Origin of the sequence: Streptosporangium sp. NPDC006013 (assembly GCF_040614275.1) — a bacterium.
GTDB lineage: Bacteria > Actinomycetota > Actinomycetes > Streptosporangiales > Streptosporangiaceae > Streptosporangium.
This window is the reverse complement of the sequence record NZ_JBEXUE010000217.1, coordinates 1-16,185: the sequence shown is the minus strand read 5'-3', so window position 1 is coordinate 16,185 and position 16,185 is coordinate 1. Positions and strand designations below refer to the sequence as shown.

Genomic DNA, 16,185 nt, shown 5'->3' with positions numbered 1-16,185 from the left:
CGTCGGTCACCGCAGCACGCTGCGGCTCCCTCCTCCGCCTTGCGAGACACCACCTGACCGATCCTCGCCACGGCAAGATCCACAGGACAGGTCCTAGAAGCCCACTGATCCGGTCGCGGGACCGTTCTCCCGGTCACGGCGGCCTACCGGCGCCATCTCCGGGAGCGGGGCGGCGCGGGGGCGACACACCGCCGGCCGGAAGCGCCTAGTTGAGCCGGAAGGTCTCCACGAACGTGTCGACGTGCCCGCTGGCCTCGGCCCACTGCCCGGCGGGTGCGAAGAACCAGAACATCCCGACGCCGCCGGAGTCACGGATGACGCATCGGGCGTACAGCCGGAAGGGCATGCCCGACGCGTCCTTGTGCGCGAAGCCGAACTCCAGCTCGGCACCGTCGCCCCCGGCGAAGGAGATCGGGCGCCGGACGAGTTCCCGGTAGGAGTCGGGCGCGAACGTGTCCTTCCTGAGCGCGTCGCGCAGCTCGTCGAGGATGGCGGCGGGGGCCCGGGTCTCCTTCCGGCTGAGGTTGGCGAAGGCTCCCAGGTACCAGGAGGACGAGGAGAGGATCGAGCTTTCCGGCCGGCTCCAGCTCACCTGGTCCTCGGCCTCGTCCTTGGTCCAGCCGTCGGGCACCGCGATGGAGAATCCACGGGAATCCTTGTGGAGTGTGAAGCCGCGCGGCAGCGAGCCGGGTACCGGGGAGGACGGCGGGTTCTGGCCGGATTCCCCACCGGAGCCCGTGGGGGCCGTCGAACCTGCGCCGGGACCGGGCGTTCTGGCGCTCTCCGGCGTGGCGGAGCCGCCCTGGACTCCCCAGATCACCGCGGCGGCCACGGCGACCGCCAGCACAGCCGCCCCCGCGGCCACCATCACCTGGGGGCGAGGCCACCGGGAGGCGCCGGACCGGGCATGATCGCTCGAAGAGGTCGGCCCGCTCCCGGCCCGTCCGCCGTCTTCGGCCGGCCCCGGGGCCGGCCAGGCGGGTCCGGTGTACCCGGTCGGGCCTGGGATCTGCCAGGAACGTCCGTCCTCCGGCGAACGCGCGTTCACCCGGTCCGGTGCGGCTCCGGCGGCCACCGGCGCGAGCAGCGCCTCGGCCTGGCCGGCCGTCAGCCGCTCGGCGGGATTCTTCCTGAGCAGGCCCTCGATGACCGGGCCGAGCCGGTCCGCGTACCGGGCCGGCGCCGCCGGGCGGCTGATGATCGCCGTGATCGTGGCCATCGGGCTCTCCCGCTCGAACGGCCTGCGGCCCTCCACGGCCTCGTACAGCGTCACGCCCGTCGCCCACAGGTCGGAGGCGGCCGAGGCGCGCTCGCCGCCGAGCTGTTCCGGCGCGAGGTAGGGGATCGTGCCGAGCAACTGCCCGGCACCGGTCAGATCCGTGGTGTCGTGGACCGCCGCCGCGATCCCGAAGTCGGTCAGCACGGCCCGGTCGCTCCTGAGCAGGATGTTGGCGGGCTTGACGTCGCGGTGCACGATCCCCGCCGCCTCCGCCGCGGCCAACGCGGAGATCACCCGCAGTCCGATCTCCGCGACCCTGGCCTCGGCCAGCCGCCCCTCCGCCCTGAGTACCTCCGCCATGGACGGCCCCTCGACCAGCTCCATGACGATCCACGGACGGCCGTCCTCCTCGACCACGTCGTAGACGGTGACGATGCCGGGGTGGCCCCTCAGCGTCGCCGCGGTACGGGCCTCGCGGAGCGTCCGCAGCAGCAGTCGCTCGCGGTCCTCGGCGGGCAGCCCGGCGGGTGGCCGCACCTCCTTGACCGCGACGGTCTGGTGGAGCAACTCGTCCCTGGCCCGCCAGACGACGCCCATGCCGCCTTCCCCGAGAGGGGCCCGCAGGAGGTACCGGCCTGCCAGCACGCGTGACGGCTCTTCCGGCATGCGGGCGAACCTATCGCTTTCCTCGCTCCCGATCCACCGCGATACCGGTTCCGCGGTCCGGGACGCAGGCGATCGCGGAGCCCGTCAGTATCCCGCGGCGGGATCGATGACCCCCTCCAGCGGAAGGCCCGCCCGCAGGTTGCGTACGTTCCGCTCGACCCGCTCGCAGAACATCCGGGTGACGTACTCGGCGGAGTCGGCGCAGTGCGAGGTGATGAGCGCCCTGTCCTCGGCCCAGAGCGGGTGCCCCTCGGGGAGCGGTTCCGGGTCCGTCACGTCCAGCCCGGCGGCGGAGATCGTCCCGGCGCGGAGGGCCTCGACGAGCGCGTCGGTCTGGATGTGCGCGCCGCGGGCGACGTTGACGACGACGGCGTGCGCCGGCAGCAGGGCCAGCTCGGTGGCACCGATGACGTGGGTCGTCTCCGGCGTCAGGGCGAGGGCCAGCACCAGGATGTCGGTCTCCGGAAGCACGGCGGGCAGGGCCTCGGGCGGCAGCGTCTGCTCGGCGCCCTCGATGCTCTCCGCCCGGCGGCGGATCACCCGGATCCGGCAGTCGAACGGCCGCAGGAGCCGGATGAGCTCGGTCGCTATACCGCCGCCGCCGAGGATCGTCACCCGCCGGCCGTGCAGGGAACTGGGATCGACCGAACACCAGCGGGGGGTGCGCGCCTGCCGGGCGAGGTTGCGCAGGCAGGCCAGCATCAGCATGAGCGCGTGCTCGCCGACCTGCCCGGCGAACGACCCCTTGGCGCAGCTGAAGACCACCGGCCGGTCGAGCACGCCGGACGCGGTGAATCTCTCCACCCCCGCCCAGGGGAACTGCACCCAGTTGATTCGGGGGTGGGCGTCCAGAGCCGAGCGGAGCAGTTCCGGCTCACCGGGGATGAGCCACACCAGGCCGTCCGCCTCGGCGAGCGGGACATTGACGCCACCGCCGCCGGACACGGCCTCCTCGACCCTGAGGCGCAGGCGGTCGAGGTCGGGGGAGTTGGGGCGGTCGTAGGCCGCCCCCGCCTCCGGGGACGGGGCTATCGCGATTCGGGCTTCCATAACCGACATTCTGTACGTGGCCCACCGGCCGCGTACCTCGGCGTCCCACACTCGGCACCGGGCGCTGGACGGGATCGATCTGCCAAGCGACCTGAGAACGTCAGTGGCCTGCGACACGTGATGACAGTGGGCAGCGACACGAGAGCGTCAGTACCGCGGCACGGAAATGCCAGTAGGTGTGCTCTGACCGACCTGGGCCTGCCGGAAGACCCCGCAGGCTGCTTGCCAACTGCCACGAGAGTGTCAGTGGGTTTTGCCGCGAGATGTCAGCGGCCTGGCCACAAGAGTGTCAGTGGATTTGCCATGAGGCGGCGCAGCCCGGTCATCGCCTGAAGGAACAGGCACCTTCAGCAGCAGCCGTCAGCCTGCCTACTTGCCTTACGTGGCTTAATGGCCTTCAAGCGGCTTGGGCCTCTTGGGCGATCCGTGAGTATCGCCACACGGTATCGTGATCCGATATCGGGATCCGTTCTAAGTGGAGGTCATCGTGGCGGGCACCCCCACCCCCACCGGTCAGGGACTGCTGGAGCGCCGCCTGGGCCTGGCCGACGCGGTCGTCATCGGGCTGGGCTCGATGATCGGCGCCGGTGTTTTCGCCGCCTTCGCGCCGGCGGCGCGCGCGGCCGGCTCGGGGCTGCTGCTCGGGCTGGCGCTGGCCGCGGTGGTGGCCTACTGCAACGCGACCTCTTCGGCGCGGCTGGCCGCCCGCTATCCCGCCTCCGGCGGCACCTACGTCTACGGGCGCGAGCGTCTGGGGGATTTCTGGGGTTACCTGGCCGGGTGGGGGTTCGTGGTCGGCAAGACCGCTTCGTGCGCGGCGATGGCGCTGACCGTCGGCTTCTACCTGTGGCCGGAGCACGCGCACGCGGTCGCGGTGGCCGCCGTGGTGGCGCTCACCGCGGTCAACTACACCGGGATGCACAAGACGGTCTGGCTGACCAGGGGGATCGTCGCCGTGGTGGTGGCCGTGCTGGCCGCGGTCGTGCTGGCCTGCCTCACCTCCGGCGCCGCGGACGCCACCCGCCTGGAGGTGACCTCCGATGCCACCGTCGCCGGGACACTGCAGGCGGCAGGTCTGCTGTTCTTCGCCTTCGCCGGGTATGCCCGCATCGCCACGCTGGGCGAGGAGGTCCGTGACCCGGCCCGTACCATCCCCCGGGCCATTCCGCTCGCACTCGGCCTGACCCTGGTGGTGTACGTCGCGGTCGCTCTGGCGGCGCTGACCGTGCTGGGCAGCACGGGCCTGGGCCAGGCCAGCGCCCCGCTGGCCGAGGCCGTGCGCGCCGCAGGGCTGCCCGCCTTGGCGCCGCTGGTCGGCGCGGGCGCCGCGGTGGCCGCGACCGGCTCGCTGCTGGCGCTGATCCTGGGCGTGTCCCGCACCACGCTGGCCATGGCCCGCGACCGGCACCTGCCGCACGTGCTGGCCGCCGTCCACCCCCGCTTCAAGGTCCCCCACCGCGCCGAGCTGGTCATCGGCGCGGTCGTGGCGATCCTGGCCGGCACGGCGGACCTGCGCGGCGCGATCGGCTTCTCCTCCTTCGGCGTGCTGGTCTACTACGCCATCGCCAACGCCAGCGCCTGGACCCTCACGCCCGGCGAGGGCCGCCCCGTCCGGCTGATACCCGCCGTCGGCCTGGTCGGCTGCCTGGTCCTCGCCTTCGCCTTGCCGCTGTCCTCAGTGATCGCCGGGGTCGCGGTGCTGGCCGCCGGCGCCGCCGCATACGGCCTGCGACGGGCGATCACGACCCGCTCATCATGACGCGGCCTTCTGGAAACAGGGCTGATAAGCCATCCGCACTGGGCCCGTTCCCCCGATCACCCATGACCGGCGGCCAACGCGCGGTTGGCTGAGCTGGGGCAAGCATTACCCATCTCATCGCATCGGATCACCGGCGATCGGGCAGGCACCCGGCGTGATGCCGTCCAGCCGGACCGCGTTGCACTGGCCAAGGGACGGAGCCGAAGGCGATGGACGAAGCAAGGGCCGACCGTGACACACCGATCGTGCGCCGCCGCGAGATGCTCAGTTGGCCCGTCGCCTTGGTCTGCGGCTCGGCGGTGCTGACCGGGTGCGGCACCACACGACAAGCCAGCAGCGCCGCGACGTCCACGCCTGCCCCCACCCGGGAACAGGCCCCCGAAGTGCCGGTCACGCCACCGGAAGACCTCATGCGCGAGCACGGGGTCCTCAAACGGGTCCTGTTGATCTACCGGGAGGGCATCCGGCGGATCAGCGCCGGGGAGCAGGTGCCCGCGCAGCCCCTGCACGCCGGAGCCGGCATCATCCGCACCTTCATCGAGGAGTACCACGAACAGCTCGAAGAACGCTACGTCTTCCCACCCCTGGTCAAGGCCCGCAAGCTGACCGATATCGTCTCGGTGCTGGTCCGGCAGCACCAGCGCGGACGCGTCCTGACCGGCCGCATCCTGGACGCCACCGCCCATCCCACCCCCCGGCAGGCCCGTCGCGACCTGGTCGCCAACATGGCCGCCTTCATCCGCATGTATGAGCCACACGAAGCCCGCGAGGACACCGTCGTCTTCCCCGCCATGCGGGAGGTCATCTCGCCCAAGGAGTTCACCGAGATGGCCGAGACCTTCGAAGACGAGGAGCACCGCCGTTTCGGCGCGGCCGGCTTCACCGGCATCGTCGGGCAGGTGGCCGACATCGAAAAGACGCTCGGCATCTACGACCTGAACCAGTTCACGCCCCGCCTATGACGATCCCCGGGCTGAGCGCTGGAGGCGAACCCACGACACTTCGGGCACAGGCGCGCTGAGGCAATCATCACGCTCAGGCTCAAGCCGTCCCCGGTGGCCGGTCCGCCTCGGGCAGCACCTCGCGCGCCAACTCCAGCAACGCCCTGCGATCCTCCACCAGCGCCGCCACGCCCGCCTCGGTGGCCCGGTAGATCCGTCGAACCCGGCCCTCGACCACCTCCTGCCGCGAGGACAGCAACCCCTCGGCCTCCAGCCGATGCAGCGTCGGATACAGCGTGCCGGGACTGATCGCATAGTCGTGCCGCTTGAGCTCCTCGGTCATCCACGCCCCGTGAATCTCCTGCTCGGCAGCATGATGCAGGATGTGCAGCCGCACCGCCCCGCGCTGAAACTCCCTCATCCTGGCCCACCATTTCGACTCGGCACGGCCTCCAGTATATGACGAAACCGATATCGGTCACCGATATCAGTGCCTTCTCTACGGCCGGCGCGAAGCGTTCGGCCAGGTCATCGGAATCATCGTCGGCGCCCCCGGCAACGCTCTGAGCCGCTACCCCGAGGGCAATACCGGCCGCGCCCGCGTCGGCCACCGAGCCCATGGCCGTCCCCGACGACCTGGCCGCCGTCCTGCGGGCCGCCTGATCCCGGCCAGGGCCGGCCCCCCTCCCCTCCTGCGTGCTCGTGCCGGCGTGAACCGAACGGCGACGGCCGGCACCTGGATGCCGCCGTGGTGGGGAACGCCGCTGGCGCGGGGGTTCAGGTCGCCGGGGTTCAGGTCAGGGCCTGGGCGGCGTACAGACCGGCCAGCGCGATGGCCAAGGCGCCCAGCAGCAGCCGCAGAACACTCTCCGGCAACCGCGGCTGCAGGTGAGCGCCGACGTAGCCGCCGATCAGCCCGCCCAGTCCGCACAGCAGGCCCAACCCCCACTCCGGCGCGATGTCGCCGGGGGTGCTCAGCGCCAGGACGGCGTAGGTGAGCGCTCCGGCGATCGAGGTGATGAACGGGGTCCGGGGACTCTACTGACGGGTAGCTACGCTAAGGACTGAGCCGCAGGTCGGCGGGGGTGTCCGGGGTTCGCCCGCTGCCGGTTGAGCTCGGTTTGGGGATACTGATCGGTAGTGGCTGGCTGCGTCCATACCGTCGAGGACGAGCCGGAGGAATAGGGGCCCGGTGAACGACACCACCACCACGAGCCCGACCGCGAGCGAAGAGCCTGCGGCCGGGCCCGGCTTCACCGTGCCGTCCCGCCCCGACGGCTGGCCCGACCTGCTCGGCCGCCGCCCCCTGACCAGCACGGAGCGTGCGGACCTGCGGCGGGCGCTGGAGGACGTCGAGCCCGAACCCGCCGGGACCGGACCGGACCCGCTGTTCCTGGCCTACCTGACCATCGACGGCCTGGACCGCGAGAGCGACCCGCGCAAGGCGATGCGGCTGCGCGGCCGGATCCTCGCCGCGGCCCGCAGCGCCGCCGAACAGCGCCGCACCAGATTCGATGCCACCCCGGCCAGCGTGACGATCGGGATCTACGGCCCTGACGCCGGCGCCCGGATCACCGTGCTGCGCGTCGCCCTGGCCGGACTGGTCGGCAAGCACGATCTGACCGTCCGCGACGGACCCTGGTGAACATCACCCGTTCTCGGCTTTCCGGGCGGCCCGGCGCGGAAGGATGCCCGGTATGAGCAAGCAGGTCAGGTAGGTGATGTACGAGACGCCGATGTTCGTCCGGGCCCGCAGCAGCCGGGTCACCCTACTCCGGCCCGGGTGACCGAGCGTCGAGACCTGTCTGGTGGCGTGCTTCGCACGGGTTACTGTGCGGGATTCCAGGCTTTGTGCACGAATTCCAGACGATTGCCGTCGAGGTCGGCGACGTTGGCCGCGTAGTAGCCGGAGGCGAAGTAGGTGCGGTCGGCCGGTCGGCCCTCGTCGACGCCACCGGCGTTGATCGCGGCGGTGTAGGCGTCGTCCACGGCCTGGTTGGTGGCGCACACGATGCCGAGGTAGAGGCCGGTCTCGCCGGGCTGCTGTCGTCGCAGCCAGATGCTCGATCCGATCCCGATCCCGGAAAGGTAGGTGGCGTCTGCGATGCCGAACAGGTCGGGGACGCCCTCGGGGCCGGTCGCGGCGTCGTAGTTCCCGAACGCACCCCAGCCGAGGGGCTTGAGCGCCTGGAGGTAGAACGCCAGCGACTTGTCGATGTCGGTCACGGAGATGTAGACGTGGTCGATCACTTGGCGGCTTCCTTCCAGGCGGCGGTGTTCGCGCGGGCGAAGTCGCGGAAGGTGCGGGCCGGTGTGCCGGTGATCTGCTCGACCGTGTCGGTGGTGCTCGAGCCGTTGCCGGAGGCGATGGTCTCGGTGAGCCGCCGCAGCACCGTCCCGTACTCGGCGGGGATCCCGCCCGCGACCGCGCCGGCGATCCACGCGTCGCGGTCCAGATCGACATGGGTGAAGGTCTGGCCGGTCGCCTCGCTGATGATGGCGGCGGCTTCGGCGACGGTCAGCGTCTCCGGGCCGGTCAGGTCGTACTCCGCACCGGTATGGCTGGCGGGGTCGGTGAGCGTGATCGCGGCGACGGAGGCGATGTCCTGCGCGTCGATGAACGCTTCGGAGCCGTTGCCGGTGGGCACGACGATGGCGCCGTCGACCGGCTTCAGGAACGTCTCGCTGAAATTCTGCATGAACCAGGCGGGACGCAGGATCGTGTGGCCGAGCTGCTGGCGTCCGGCCAGGTCGAGTTCGACGCTGCGGGTGGCCTCCTGCGGCGGAGCGTGTTCCATGCCGTACGCGCTCAGGAACGTCACGTGCCGCACTCCGGCGGCCTCGCTCTCGTCGAGGAACCGCGAGACGTCCGCGGCGAAGTCCAACCGCATGATCGGAGCGATCAGGTAGACGCGGTCGACGCCCTTCAAAGCGGGCGTATAGCTGTCGTGGTTCCTCCAGTCGAAGTCGACGTCGGCACCGGACCGAGCGGCGGAACGGACGGAGATTCCACTGCTGCGGAGGTCGGCGGCGACGCGGGAGCCGGTCTTGCCGGTCGAGCCGAGGACGAGGACGGTCGACTGCTGTTCATTCATACCCTCAACGATATGGACCCGAGGATGAGCTGAACAATGCTGAATACACTCAATAGGCAACGCGATACGATCGAAGCATGGATGTTTTGCATGACTATCTGGTGAGAGCTCGGGCGTCCGGCGCGGTCTTCGCTCGCTCGGTCGCCCGGCCGCCCTGGGGGTTGACGCTGCCCGGTTCCATACAGCTCTCGCTCCACACGGTGCTGCGCGGTCACGCCTGGGTATGGCTGGATGATCCGGCGCGAGCCGAGCGCCTGCTGCCAGGTGATCTCGCGATCATCGTGGGCGGCCAGGACCACCACATCGCCGACGAGCCGGACCCCGGCCGCTGCCTGACCCACGAGGAGTTCTGGACGGCCGGCACCGGCGGGGACGCCGATGATCCGCAAGCGGCCGTGTTCCTGTGCGGCGCGTACCGGCTCGCCGGTGACGTCGGCCGGAGCCTGATCCAGGCGCTGCCGCCGATGCTCGTCATCCGGCCCGCCGCACACGACCAGGTCCACGACGTGGTCGCGCTCATTTCCCGCGAACTCACCCACCAGGCGCCCGGCGGGCAGACCGTGCTCGACCGGCTGCTCGACGTCCTGCTGGTCCTGGTTCTGCGCAGCTCCTACCAGACCAGCCCCACAGCACCACGCTGGTACCACGCGGCCGAAGACCCACGGCTCAACCGTGCACTCCAGGCGATGCACCAACACCCCGAACACGCCTGGACCGTGCCGCAACTCGCACAAGTCAGCGCGATGTCACGTCCCGCGTTCGCCCGCACCTTCGAGCGGGCGCTCGGGCAGCCGCCGATGCGGTACCTGACCGACTGGCGGCTGACCCTGGCCCGCGAATACCTACTGGCAGGCGACCTCACCATCGAGCAGATCGCCCACCGCACCGGATACAGCTCGCCCAACGCCTTCGCCGCCACGTTCCGCCGCCACATCGGACTACCTCCCGGCCGCTGGCGGCAACAAACCACCCCATAGCCGGGCAGGTATCCCGCATCGGCGCTGCCGGGATTAAGCAACGGATCCAGGTGACGGCCCTCACACAGGCGTCATGTAAAGTCCGAGACGTCGATATCGCTGAAAGTGACTGAGGAGATGCGATGAGTGTTCATTCGTCGATCTCGGGTCAAGAGGCGGCCGACCGGCTCGCGATCCGTGAGCTGTTCGACGCCTACGCCTACTGCGCGGACACTCGCGACGCCAAGGGGCAGATGGCCCTGTTCACCGAGGACACGCACTTCGTCGTCCACATCGACGCCCGCGATCCCGTGCCGTCGCAGGAGCTGACAGGGCGAGACTCCCTTGCTCCGGTGTTCGACGCGCTCAACGCCTATGCCGCCACCATGCACTTCAACGGCCAATACACGGTCGACCTCGCCGGGGACCGGGCCTCCGGGGTCGGCTACTGCATGGCGCAGCATGTCATCGAGGCCGACGACGGCACCCGGACGATCATGACCGCGTGGATCCGCTACGTCGACACGATGGTCCGGCAGCCGGACGGCGGCTGGCTGTTCGCCGAGCGCAAGCTGATGGTCAGCTGGACCGACACCCGTCCGTCCACGCCCTGAGGTGTGACGTTCGGAGCGTGAGGGCGGACGGGAGGCTCTACACCGCCCGGATGTGCGAGGGCGTCACCCCGATCAGCGTTGCCGACTACAAGGGCACCGGAGCGAACTGGCGCTACCCACCCCGTGATCGAGTCTTGAAGCCGCGCTCCGGTAGTGTCGTCAATAGACGGTTTAACGACAGGGCCCGAACCGGGCCCCGCGGCCCGCCGGGAAACCGGACATGAGGTGACGAACCAGGGCGTCCGGCGGCCGATTTCGCGGGGGAATTGACGACAGGATTTTCCGACAGGTAGAACGGGGCTCCGCACCCACTTTCCGAGGAGCCCCGGTGCAGATCGTCTACTCCCGCGCCTCCACCGCGACCCAGTCCCTCCTCCGCCAACGCCACATCCTCACCGAGGCCGGCCTCCTCGTCCGGACCGAGGGCGTCGCCGAGGGCTTCCGTCCCGCCGACGGTGTCCGGCTGTTCGAGGACCCCGCCACCACCTCGAAGGTCCCGGCGCTGGACCGGCCCGCGTTCGGACAGGTCGCCGCCGCGGCCCACCCCGGCGACACGCTCACGGTGTCGGAGCTGTTCCGGCTCTGCCGCGACCTCGTCGACATCCACAACGTCCGCGCTTGGTGCCAAGCCCGCGGCGTCGTCCTGCGCGTCCTGTCCGGGCCGCTGTCGAACTTCCAAGACCTCGCCGCCAACGACGCCACCACCGACCTGCTGATCAACGTCATCACCGCCGTCGGCCAGTTCCAACGCGACATCCAGAACGAACTCACCGTCGAAGGCGTCGCCGCCGCCGAAGCCGAAGGCCGCTACCGCGGCCGACCACCCGCACTCACCGGCACCGACCGCGAAGACGTCCGGGCGGCCTACACCGAGCAAGGCGCCTCGATCGCCGCACTCGCCCGAACCCACGGCGTCAATCGCGCCGCCATCCGAACCGCGCTCGCCGACCTCTTGCCCGATCGGAGCGTCCCAGCCCCTCGATCACCCTGACCGAGCCACGCCCTGACCTGCGGATCCGTCCTTAGCGTAGCTACCCGTCAGTAGAGTCCCCGGACCCCTGAACGTCGTGGCCAGCGCGGCGGGTGCGACCTGGGCGACCGGGAGACCACGCCCGACCAGGATCGGCCCGAGCAGTGACCCGCCGCCGATGCCGTACATCCCGCCCACCGTCCCCACGGCCACCGCAAGCGCGGTGATCGTAGGCGCAGACGGGCCGTCCAGCGCGCCGTGGCCGCGGGCCGGGCGCACCGTGCGCACGCACAGCCATAAGCCCAGCGGAAACAGCAGACAGACCACCAGCAGGCGAAACACCCCAGGGCCGGGAAGGAGGAAGACCCGCACGAGCGCGCCGATGACGACGCCAGGCAAGGTGCCGAGCACCAGCAGGCGCGTCAGCGGGCCGCCGAGATGGCCGCGTTCGCGGTAGCGCAGCAGCGCACCGGGGGTGGCCACGACGTTGAACAACAGGTTGGTCGGCGTCACCGCCGAATTCGGCACCTGCAGCACGCTGAGCTGGACCGGCAGCAAGAACACCGCACCCGACACTCCGACCGGAGTGGTGACCACTGAGATGAGTAGGCCCGCGCTGAAGCCCAGCAGCGCTTGCCACCAGCTCATCGGCTCATCATCTCCGCCACCACGTCCCAGAGTGTGTCAGATGGCGCCGTCGCGCGGCGATACGCCCATCCCACCGTCCAGGCGAGTATCACCGCCGGACGGGCCGGACGGGCCGGACGGACTGGTCGCGGCGGCGGGGCGGGGGAGCCGGCCAAGGCCGGGAACGTAGCGGCCGACGCGAGCGGCGTAAGCCTGGTAAGCGGGGCCGTGCACGGCCAGCAGATGGGGCTGTAGGCCTGGTGGCCGGTGCCATCGCCGTGCAAGCCATCACCTGACGGAAGGCCGTGTCGGGTCGGACCTGGGCCCCACCGTGATCAGTCACGACGAGCCGAACGCTCGCGCACTGACACTCACGCGGCAAATCCACTGACACTTTCATGGCAGTTGGCAGCTCGTCCGCCACCCGGAGGTGAGCCTCTTTCTTCGCACCACTCGCGGTGGCCGCGGCGGTCCGGGACTCCTCGGCCTGGCGCCTGAGCTCCTGGGGGTTCTTCTTCGCGCTGTTCCTCACAGGGTTCTCCTGTCTGGTGCCGGGGCGGGATCCCGCGCCGGACCGGTGCGGGTGGGAGGCTTTAGGCGCGTGCGGGGCCGGTTGGGACGGTCCCGCACGTGCTCACTTCTTCTTGCCGCCGAAGCTGCGGCCGATGCCGCCGTGGTGGTCGCCATGGACGATCACGGCGCCGTCCCCGGTCACGACCGTGGTGTTGACGTAGAGGGTTCCGGTGCCCAGATGGACGGGGTCGGCGTTCCCGCTGATGACGACTCCGACGTCGCCGCACATGTCGTCCTCGCTGGTGCCGACGACTCTGCCGTTGATGATGTTCATGCTGGGTGTCCTTCCGGTAAAGGTGTTCAGGGTGGCGGACTACACGACGACGGGCTTGGCGATGTCGAGGTGGTCGACCTCGACGCCGATCCCGGCCGCGCGCAGCCAGACGGCGACCTCTTCGGCGATGGCGACCAGGAGGTCCTGGCCGATCCGAAGTGGGCCGACAAGCTCACCGACGCGGACCGCCGGGCGCTGTCGCCGCTGTTCTGGACCCATGTGAATCCGTACGGCCGGTTCGAGCTGGACATGAACAGCCGCCTGGATCTGGAGCTTGCGGCTGCGATGACAGTGCCTGGCCCACGTGGTCCGCAGAGCGAGGCCTCAACTACAAGGTGACCCGAGCTACTGCCGGATGGTCGTAGAGCGCGGGAAGGTGCACCGAGAGGCCCGTCGGTAGGCAGCGGCCGTGGCAGCCGATGCCGTACTGCCGGACAGCCGAGGCGAGGGCGTGGATCAGCTCGGGGTTGTGGCGCCAGCGCCCAACTGCCGCTCGATCTCCGCGGCCGGGAACGGCGTCTGCTTGCTCTCGGTGAACAGACGGCGAAAGAAGGAGTCCAGGACGACGGTAGGGCGTGCGTGCCGGTCGATGATGGCCGTGATCTCGGGCGGGATGTCGCCAGGTCGCCGGCCTGCGATCCAGTCGTGCAGGAAGACTTCACGTTCCGTGTCACCGCGCACGCCGTCGAGCAAGTGGTATTGGAGCAGGTGGCTCGCGGTGTAGCAGTGGTCGTACGCGAGGTGGTCCGAGAGGAAGTTGGACTCGTCCGCCGAAAGGTCGAAGCGGGAGCTCAGAGCAAGTCCGAAGTCAGCGAAGTAGAGCTGGCGGCCATCGGTCAGGATGTTGGCAAAGTGAGCATCGAAGTGGACAAGTCCGCGAGAACTCATGAAGGCAGCTCCGCTCGTCAGAGCTTCCTCCACCCAGCGGAAGGGCGAGCCGTCCCCACCTTCCGGTACGGCGGTTTTGCGGTGGTCGGCCAGCCATCCGGCGAGTGTGTGCGGCACGTGCTCCAGGAAGAGCGCCAGGCTGCACGAGGACTGGCCGATGGCCTCCAGCCGGTCACGAACGGCGGGTGATCCCTCCCAGTGCGCGACCGCCCCATCGATGCCGCCGAATTCGTCGACGAACCCCTTGGGTGGGGAGTCGGGTAGAACCCGCCAGTGGTACATCAGGGGAAAGCCTTCGTACTCCCGTCCGAGGACCCAGTTGGTGGTCATGGTGTGTACGGCCAGTTCACGCCAGCCTCCGAACCCGACCGAGCCCACCCCGTACTGGTAGAACAGCGGCAGTCCGAACAGATTCGCCGTCGAGCGCACATTCTCCGGCCGCAGCTCGACATCGGTCAGCGGGATCCGTTTGATGAAGACCCGCCTCCCGCTGATGTCCAGCTCCGCCGACCTGCCGCCGATGCCGGACCCGAGCGCGGTGGCTTCCGCCACGGCTTGGCCGAGTCGGCGGTCGCTCAGCAGCGACAGCTGGGTGGAGACCGCTCCGTAGGCGGCCAGGCGCGCGGCGTACCGCGAGTCTGGGTTGGGCATCAGTGGTGGCTCCTGAGTCTCCCCGCCGGGCGTTGGCGAGCTATCGGCATGATCGGCCCTATTCGACAGGGCCAGCATGCTCTCACAAACGCTCGTTTCCGGGACGCGCCCACGAACCACACCAGCCCTAGATCAACTCCTTAGCGTTGTTTCGCTGGAAGCTACGGGCGGCCCCATTAAGAAGTAAGGGGCTACTCCTGCGGCCCGAAAATCTCCTCGACGAACAGCGCTGTGGGCAGGTCAGACAACGCCTGGATCCGCACCTAACCGAGTGCCGGCGGGTGCTCGGCTGGACGGCGTCCCCAGGCCGAGATCAGCGGCGCGAGTGTCAGGTCGAGTTCGCCCGCGTGGATGGCGGCCAAGTGTGCGTCGATCTCGGCGTCGTCGGCCAGGCCGGCCGCGAGCAGCTCGCCGCGCACGTGCCGGATGGTCGCCGCCTCCAGCCGGTCGCAGGCCAGCCCGCCGACCGGGAAAGAGCCCGCCGCGGCGACATCTACCAAGCCGGCCTCACGCAATGCCCGCGGCAGTGTCCGGCCGTAGCGCAGGTCCGCGCCGCGGCGCGTCAGCAGCTCCCGGACCGCGTCGCGCAGCCGGTTGGCCCGCCGCTGCGCTGGGCCGCTGTCGTCCAGGCATGCCAGTGGCTGCAGAGCGGTATCGGCGTCCTCGACCAGCAGCCAGCCGCCGGGCCGCAGCGCCGCCGCCATCGTGGCCAAGGCCCGAGCCCGGTCGGGTACATGGACCAGCACGAGCCGGGCGTGCACCAGATCGAACGCCCCCGGCTCTGGGGGCGGATCAGCGGCGACGTCGTGCCGGCGCATCTCGTACCCGCCACCTGCCTTCAGCCACGACGGGTCGATGTCCGTGGCCAGCACGTGCCCGGTCGGACCGACGGCCGCCGCGAGCGCCTCCGGGATACTGCGGCCACCGGCCCCCACCTCCCAGCAGCGCGAGCCAACCCTGACCCCCAGTCGATCGAAGTGCCCCCGCGTCACACCGTCGAACAGCTCGGCCAGCCAAACGAATCGCTCGCCCGCCTCGGCGCGCGCGTTGTCCAGCAGGTACCCGCGGGCGGGAGCGGACTCTCCACCGAGCGCGGTAGTCCTGCCTATCGGATCCGGTCGGCCACCGACGTGCGGCGGGCGGGGCAAGGAGGTCATAACTACATGATCACCTCCCCAGACCACCAGCGCCACGACGACGGGAGAGGGACATCTCACACCGCCAGCGAACCCCGCACGTCCTACAGCACGGTTCTGCACCGTGACGCGCCGGAAGGGGTACATGTCTAGGCCACGCCCTCCATCTCACAGCTGGCAGACCCGCACGGCCAGCACATCGCGCACAACGGGGCGTCGCTGACGCTCTCGTGACGCATCTACTGACACGGATGAACCCGGTCAGGGCGGCGAAGATGTGGAAGACCAGGCAGCCGCCGGGGGTGGTGCACGGATGGCGCTGTGGTCGACCGGGCTTTACGAGGACCAGTTCTCCCAAGCAGCCTTTAGGACGTTCGCCACCTCTTCGCTCATTTGATATTCGTCGTTCATTTTCTTGACAAGAGACACACGGCCGTAGGCGTCACAGGCTTGATCGATGCCGCGAATCGCTTCTGCGATCCCATCCGTATTGGCTTCGGCCTCCTGGGCGAGCTTAGTCAGCGAATATATCTGATCTGGATGGTCTGCAAGTACATGCAAAAGCACTTGAGCATAAGGGATGCGCCTGCAATGTTTGAACAAAAGGGCGGCATCGACAATCGATTCTTCCTTGAAAACCCATGGCATCGAAAGCCCTGATGGATTTGACATGTTTCCTCCGCAAGCAGGGGGCGTCCATCCGATCCAAAAACACTACGGGTGGGGTGGGCGGCCCCGGCGTGGGAATTTAAAAAAAGGTGGGAAT

Annotated in this window: 18 protein-coding genes and 1 pseudogene; 8 read left to right on the top strand and 11 right to left on the bottom strand. The window is 69.6% G+C overall.

Features of this window, described 5'->3' with window-relative positions; translation table 11 throughout:
- Positions 1-205: 205 nt before the first annotated feature.
- Together ABZ260_RS28715 and ABZ260_RS28710 are read right to left on the bottom strand one after the other, a co-directional pair.
- Positions 206-1,885, bottom strand: coding sequence for a protein kinase (locus tag ABZ260_RS28715; RefSeq protein WP_355623962.1), 1,680 nt, complete (start codon positions 1,883-1,885; stop codon positions 206-208).
- 84 nt (positions 1,886-1,969) lie between these two features.
- Entirely contained in the window at positions 1,970-2,935 is a 966-nt protein-coding gene (locus ABZ260_RS28710) for a D-isomer specific 2-hydroxyacid dehydrogenase family protein (protein ID WP_355623959.1), read from the bottom strand.
- 475 nt (positions 2,936-3,410) lie between these two features.
- On the opposite strand from ABZ260_RS28710, the gene ABZ260_RS28705 reads away from it, so the two are divergent.
- Both ABZ260_RS28705 and ABZ260_RS28700 read left to right on the top strand, forming a co-directional pair.
- The gene (locus ABZ260_RS28705) at positions 3,411-4,694 is read left to right on the top strand and encodes an APC family permease (RefSeq protein ID WP_355623956.1); all 1,284 of its coding nucleotides are present in this window, start codon (positions 3,411-3,413) and stop codon (positions 4,692-4,694) included.
- Between the two features lie 209 nt (positions 4,695-4,903).
- Positions 4,904-5,656 carry a hemerythrin domain-containing protein gene (locus ABZ260_RS28700; RefSeq protein WP_355623953.1) on the top strand — a complete coding sequence of 251 codons (753 nt, stop codon included), beginning with the start codon at positions 4,904-4,906 and terminating at the stop codon, positions 5,654-5,656.
- A 79-nt stretch (positions 5,657-5,735) separates the two neighbouring features.
- Here ABZ260_RS28700 and ABZ260_RS28695 read toward each other — a convergent pair whose 3' ends face one another.
- A complete protein-coding gene (locus tag ABZ260_RS28695) occupies positions 5,736-6,056 on the bottom strand; it encodes a PadR family transcriptional regulator (protein ID WP_355623950.1) in 321 nt (106 codons plus the stop codon).
- On the opposite strand from ABZ260_RS28695, the pseudogene ABZ260_RS28690 reads away from it, so the two are divergent.
- A pseudogene (locus tag ABZ260_RS28690) lies at positions 6,055-6,198 on the top strand (hypothetical protein); the annotation flags it as partial. The gene ABZ260_RS28695 and the pseudogene ABZ260_RS28690 sit on opposite strands and share 2 nt — an antisense overlap.
- 229 nt (positions 6,199-6,427) lie before the next feature.
- Here the strand turns inward: ABZ260_RS28690 and ABZ260_RS28685 are convergent.
- Positions 6,428-6,646, bottom strand: a complete 219-nt coding sequence (locus ABZ260_RS28685) for a hypothetical protein (RefSeq protein WP_355623965.1) — start codon at positions 6,644-6,646, stop codon at positions 6,428-6,430.
- Positions 6,647-6,827: 181 nt separating this feature from the next.
- On the opposite strand from ABZ260_RS28685, the gene ABZ260_RS28680 reads away from it, so the two are divergent.
- Complete coding sequence (locus tag ABZ260_RS28680) at positions 6,828-7,280, top strand: hypothetical protein (RefSeq protein ID WP_355623947.1); 453 nt, start codon at positions 6,828-6,830, stop codon at positions 7,278-7,280.
- A gap of 182 nt (positions 7,281-7,462) precedes the next feature.
- Here ABZ260_RS28680 and ABZ260_RS28675 read toward each other — a convergent pair whose 3' ends face one another.
- Entirely contained in the window at positions 7,463-7,885 is a 423-nt protein-coding gene (locus tag ABZ260_RS28675) for a VOC family protein (protein ID WP_355623945.1), read from the bottom strand.
- A complete protein-coding gene (locus ABZ260_RS28670; RefSeq protein ID WP_355623942.1) occupies positions 7,882-8,730 on the bottom strand; it encodes an NAD(P)H-binding protein in 849 nt (282 codons plus the stop codon). The genes ABZ260_RS28675 and ABZ260_RS28670 overlap by 4 nt, the downstream gene beginning before the upstream one ends.
- Positions 8,731-8,807: 77 nt before the next feature.
- Between ABZ260_RS28670 and ABZ260_RS28665 the strand changes: the two genes are divergently transcribed.
- The 3 genes from ABZ260_RS28665 (at position 8,808) to ABZ260_RS28655 (ending at position 11,291) form a co-directional block, all read left to right on the top strand.
- A complete protein-coding gene (locus ABZ260_RS28665; protein ID WP_355623939.1) occupies positions 8,808-9,707 on the top strand; it encodes an AraC family transcriptional regulator in 900 nt (299 codons plus the stop codon).
- Between the two features lie 122 nt (positions 9,708-9,829).
- Complete coding sequence (locus tag ABZ260_RS28660) at positions 9,830-10,300, top strand: nuclear transport factor 2 family protein (RefSeq protein WP_355623936.1); 471 nt, start codon at positions 9,830-9,832, stop codon at positions 10,298-10,300.
- Positions 10,301-10,628: 328 nt separating this feature from the next.
- Entirely contained in the window at positions 10,629-11,291 is a 663-nt protein-coding gene (locus tag ABZ260_RS28655; RefSeq protein WP_355623933.1) for a recombinase family protein, read from the top strand.
- Here the strand turns inward: ABZ260_RS28655 and ABZ260_RS28650 are convergent.
- Both ABZ260_RS28650 and ABZ260_RS28645 read right to left on the bottom strand, forming a co-directional pair.
- The gene (locus ABZ260_RS28650) at positions 11,283-11,918 is read right to left on the bottom strand and encodes a sulfite exporter TauE/SafE family protein (protein WP_355623930.1); all 636 of its coding nucleotides are present in this window, start codon (positions 11,916-11,918) and stop codon (positions 11,283-11,285) included. The genes ABZ260_RS28655 and ABZ260_RS28650 overlap by 9 nt on opposite strands.
- 613 nt (positions 11,919-12,531) lie before the next feature.
- Positions 12,532-12,744: a hypothetical protein gene (locus tag ABZ260_RS28645; protein ID WP_355623927.1), complete on the bottom strand. Its 213-nt coding sequence runs from the start codon at positions 12,742-12,744 to the stop codon at positions 12,532-12,534.
- Positions 12,745-12,813: 69 nt separating this feature from the next.
- On the opposite strand from ABZ260_RS28645, the gene ABZ260_RS28640 reads away from it, so the two are divergent.
- Positions 12,814-13,083, top strand: a complete 270-nt coding sequence (locus ABZ260_RS28640; protein ID WP_355623924.1) for a hypothetical protein — start codon at positions 12,814-12,816, stop codon at positions 13,081-13,083.
- A 117-nt stretch (positions 13,084-13,200) separates the two neighbouring features.
- On the opposite strand, the gene ABZ260_RS28635 is transcribed toward ABZ260_RS28640, so the two are convergent.
- The 3 genes from ABZ260_RS28635 to ABZ260_RS28625 all read right to left on the bottom strand — a co-directional run bounded on the left by ABZ260_RS28635 (position 13,201) and on the right by ABZ260_RS28625 (position 16,091).
- A complete protein-coding gene (locus ABZ260_RS28635) occupies positions 13,201-14,283 on the bottom strand; it encodes a protein kinase family protein (protein WP_355623921.1) in 1,083 nt (360 codons plus the stop codon).
- A 263-nt stretch (positions 14,284-14,546) separates the two neighbouring features.
- A complete protein-coding gene (locus ABZ260_RS28630) occupies positions 14,547-15,440 on the bottom strand; it encodes a methyltransferase domain-containing protein (protein ID WP_355623918.1) in 894 nt (297 codons plus the stop codon).
- 315 nt (positions 15,441-15,755) lie between these two features.
- The gene (locus ABZ260_RS28625; protein ID WP_355623915.1) at positions 15,756-16,091 is read right to left on the bottom strand and encodes a hypothetical protein; all 336 of its coding nucleotides are present in this window, start codon (positions 16,089-16,091) and stop codon (positions 15,756-15,758) included.
- Positions 16,092-16,185 lie beyond the last annotated feature (94 nt).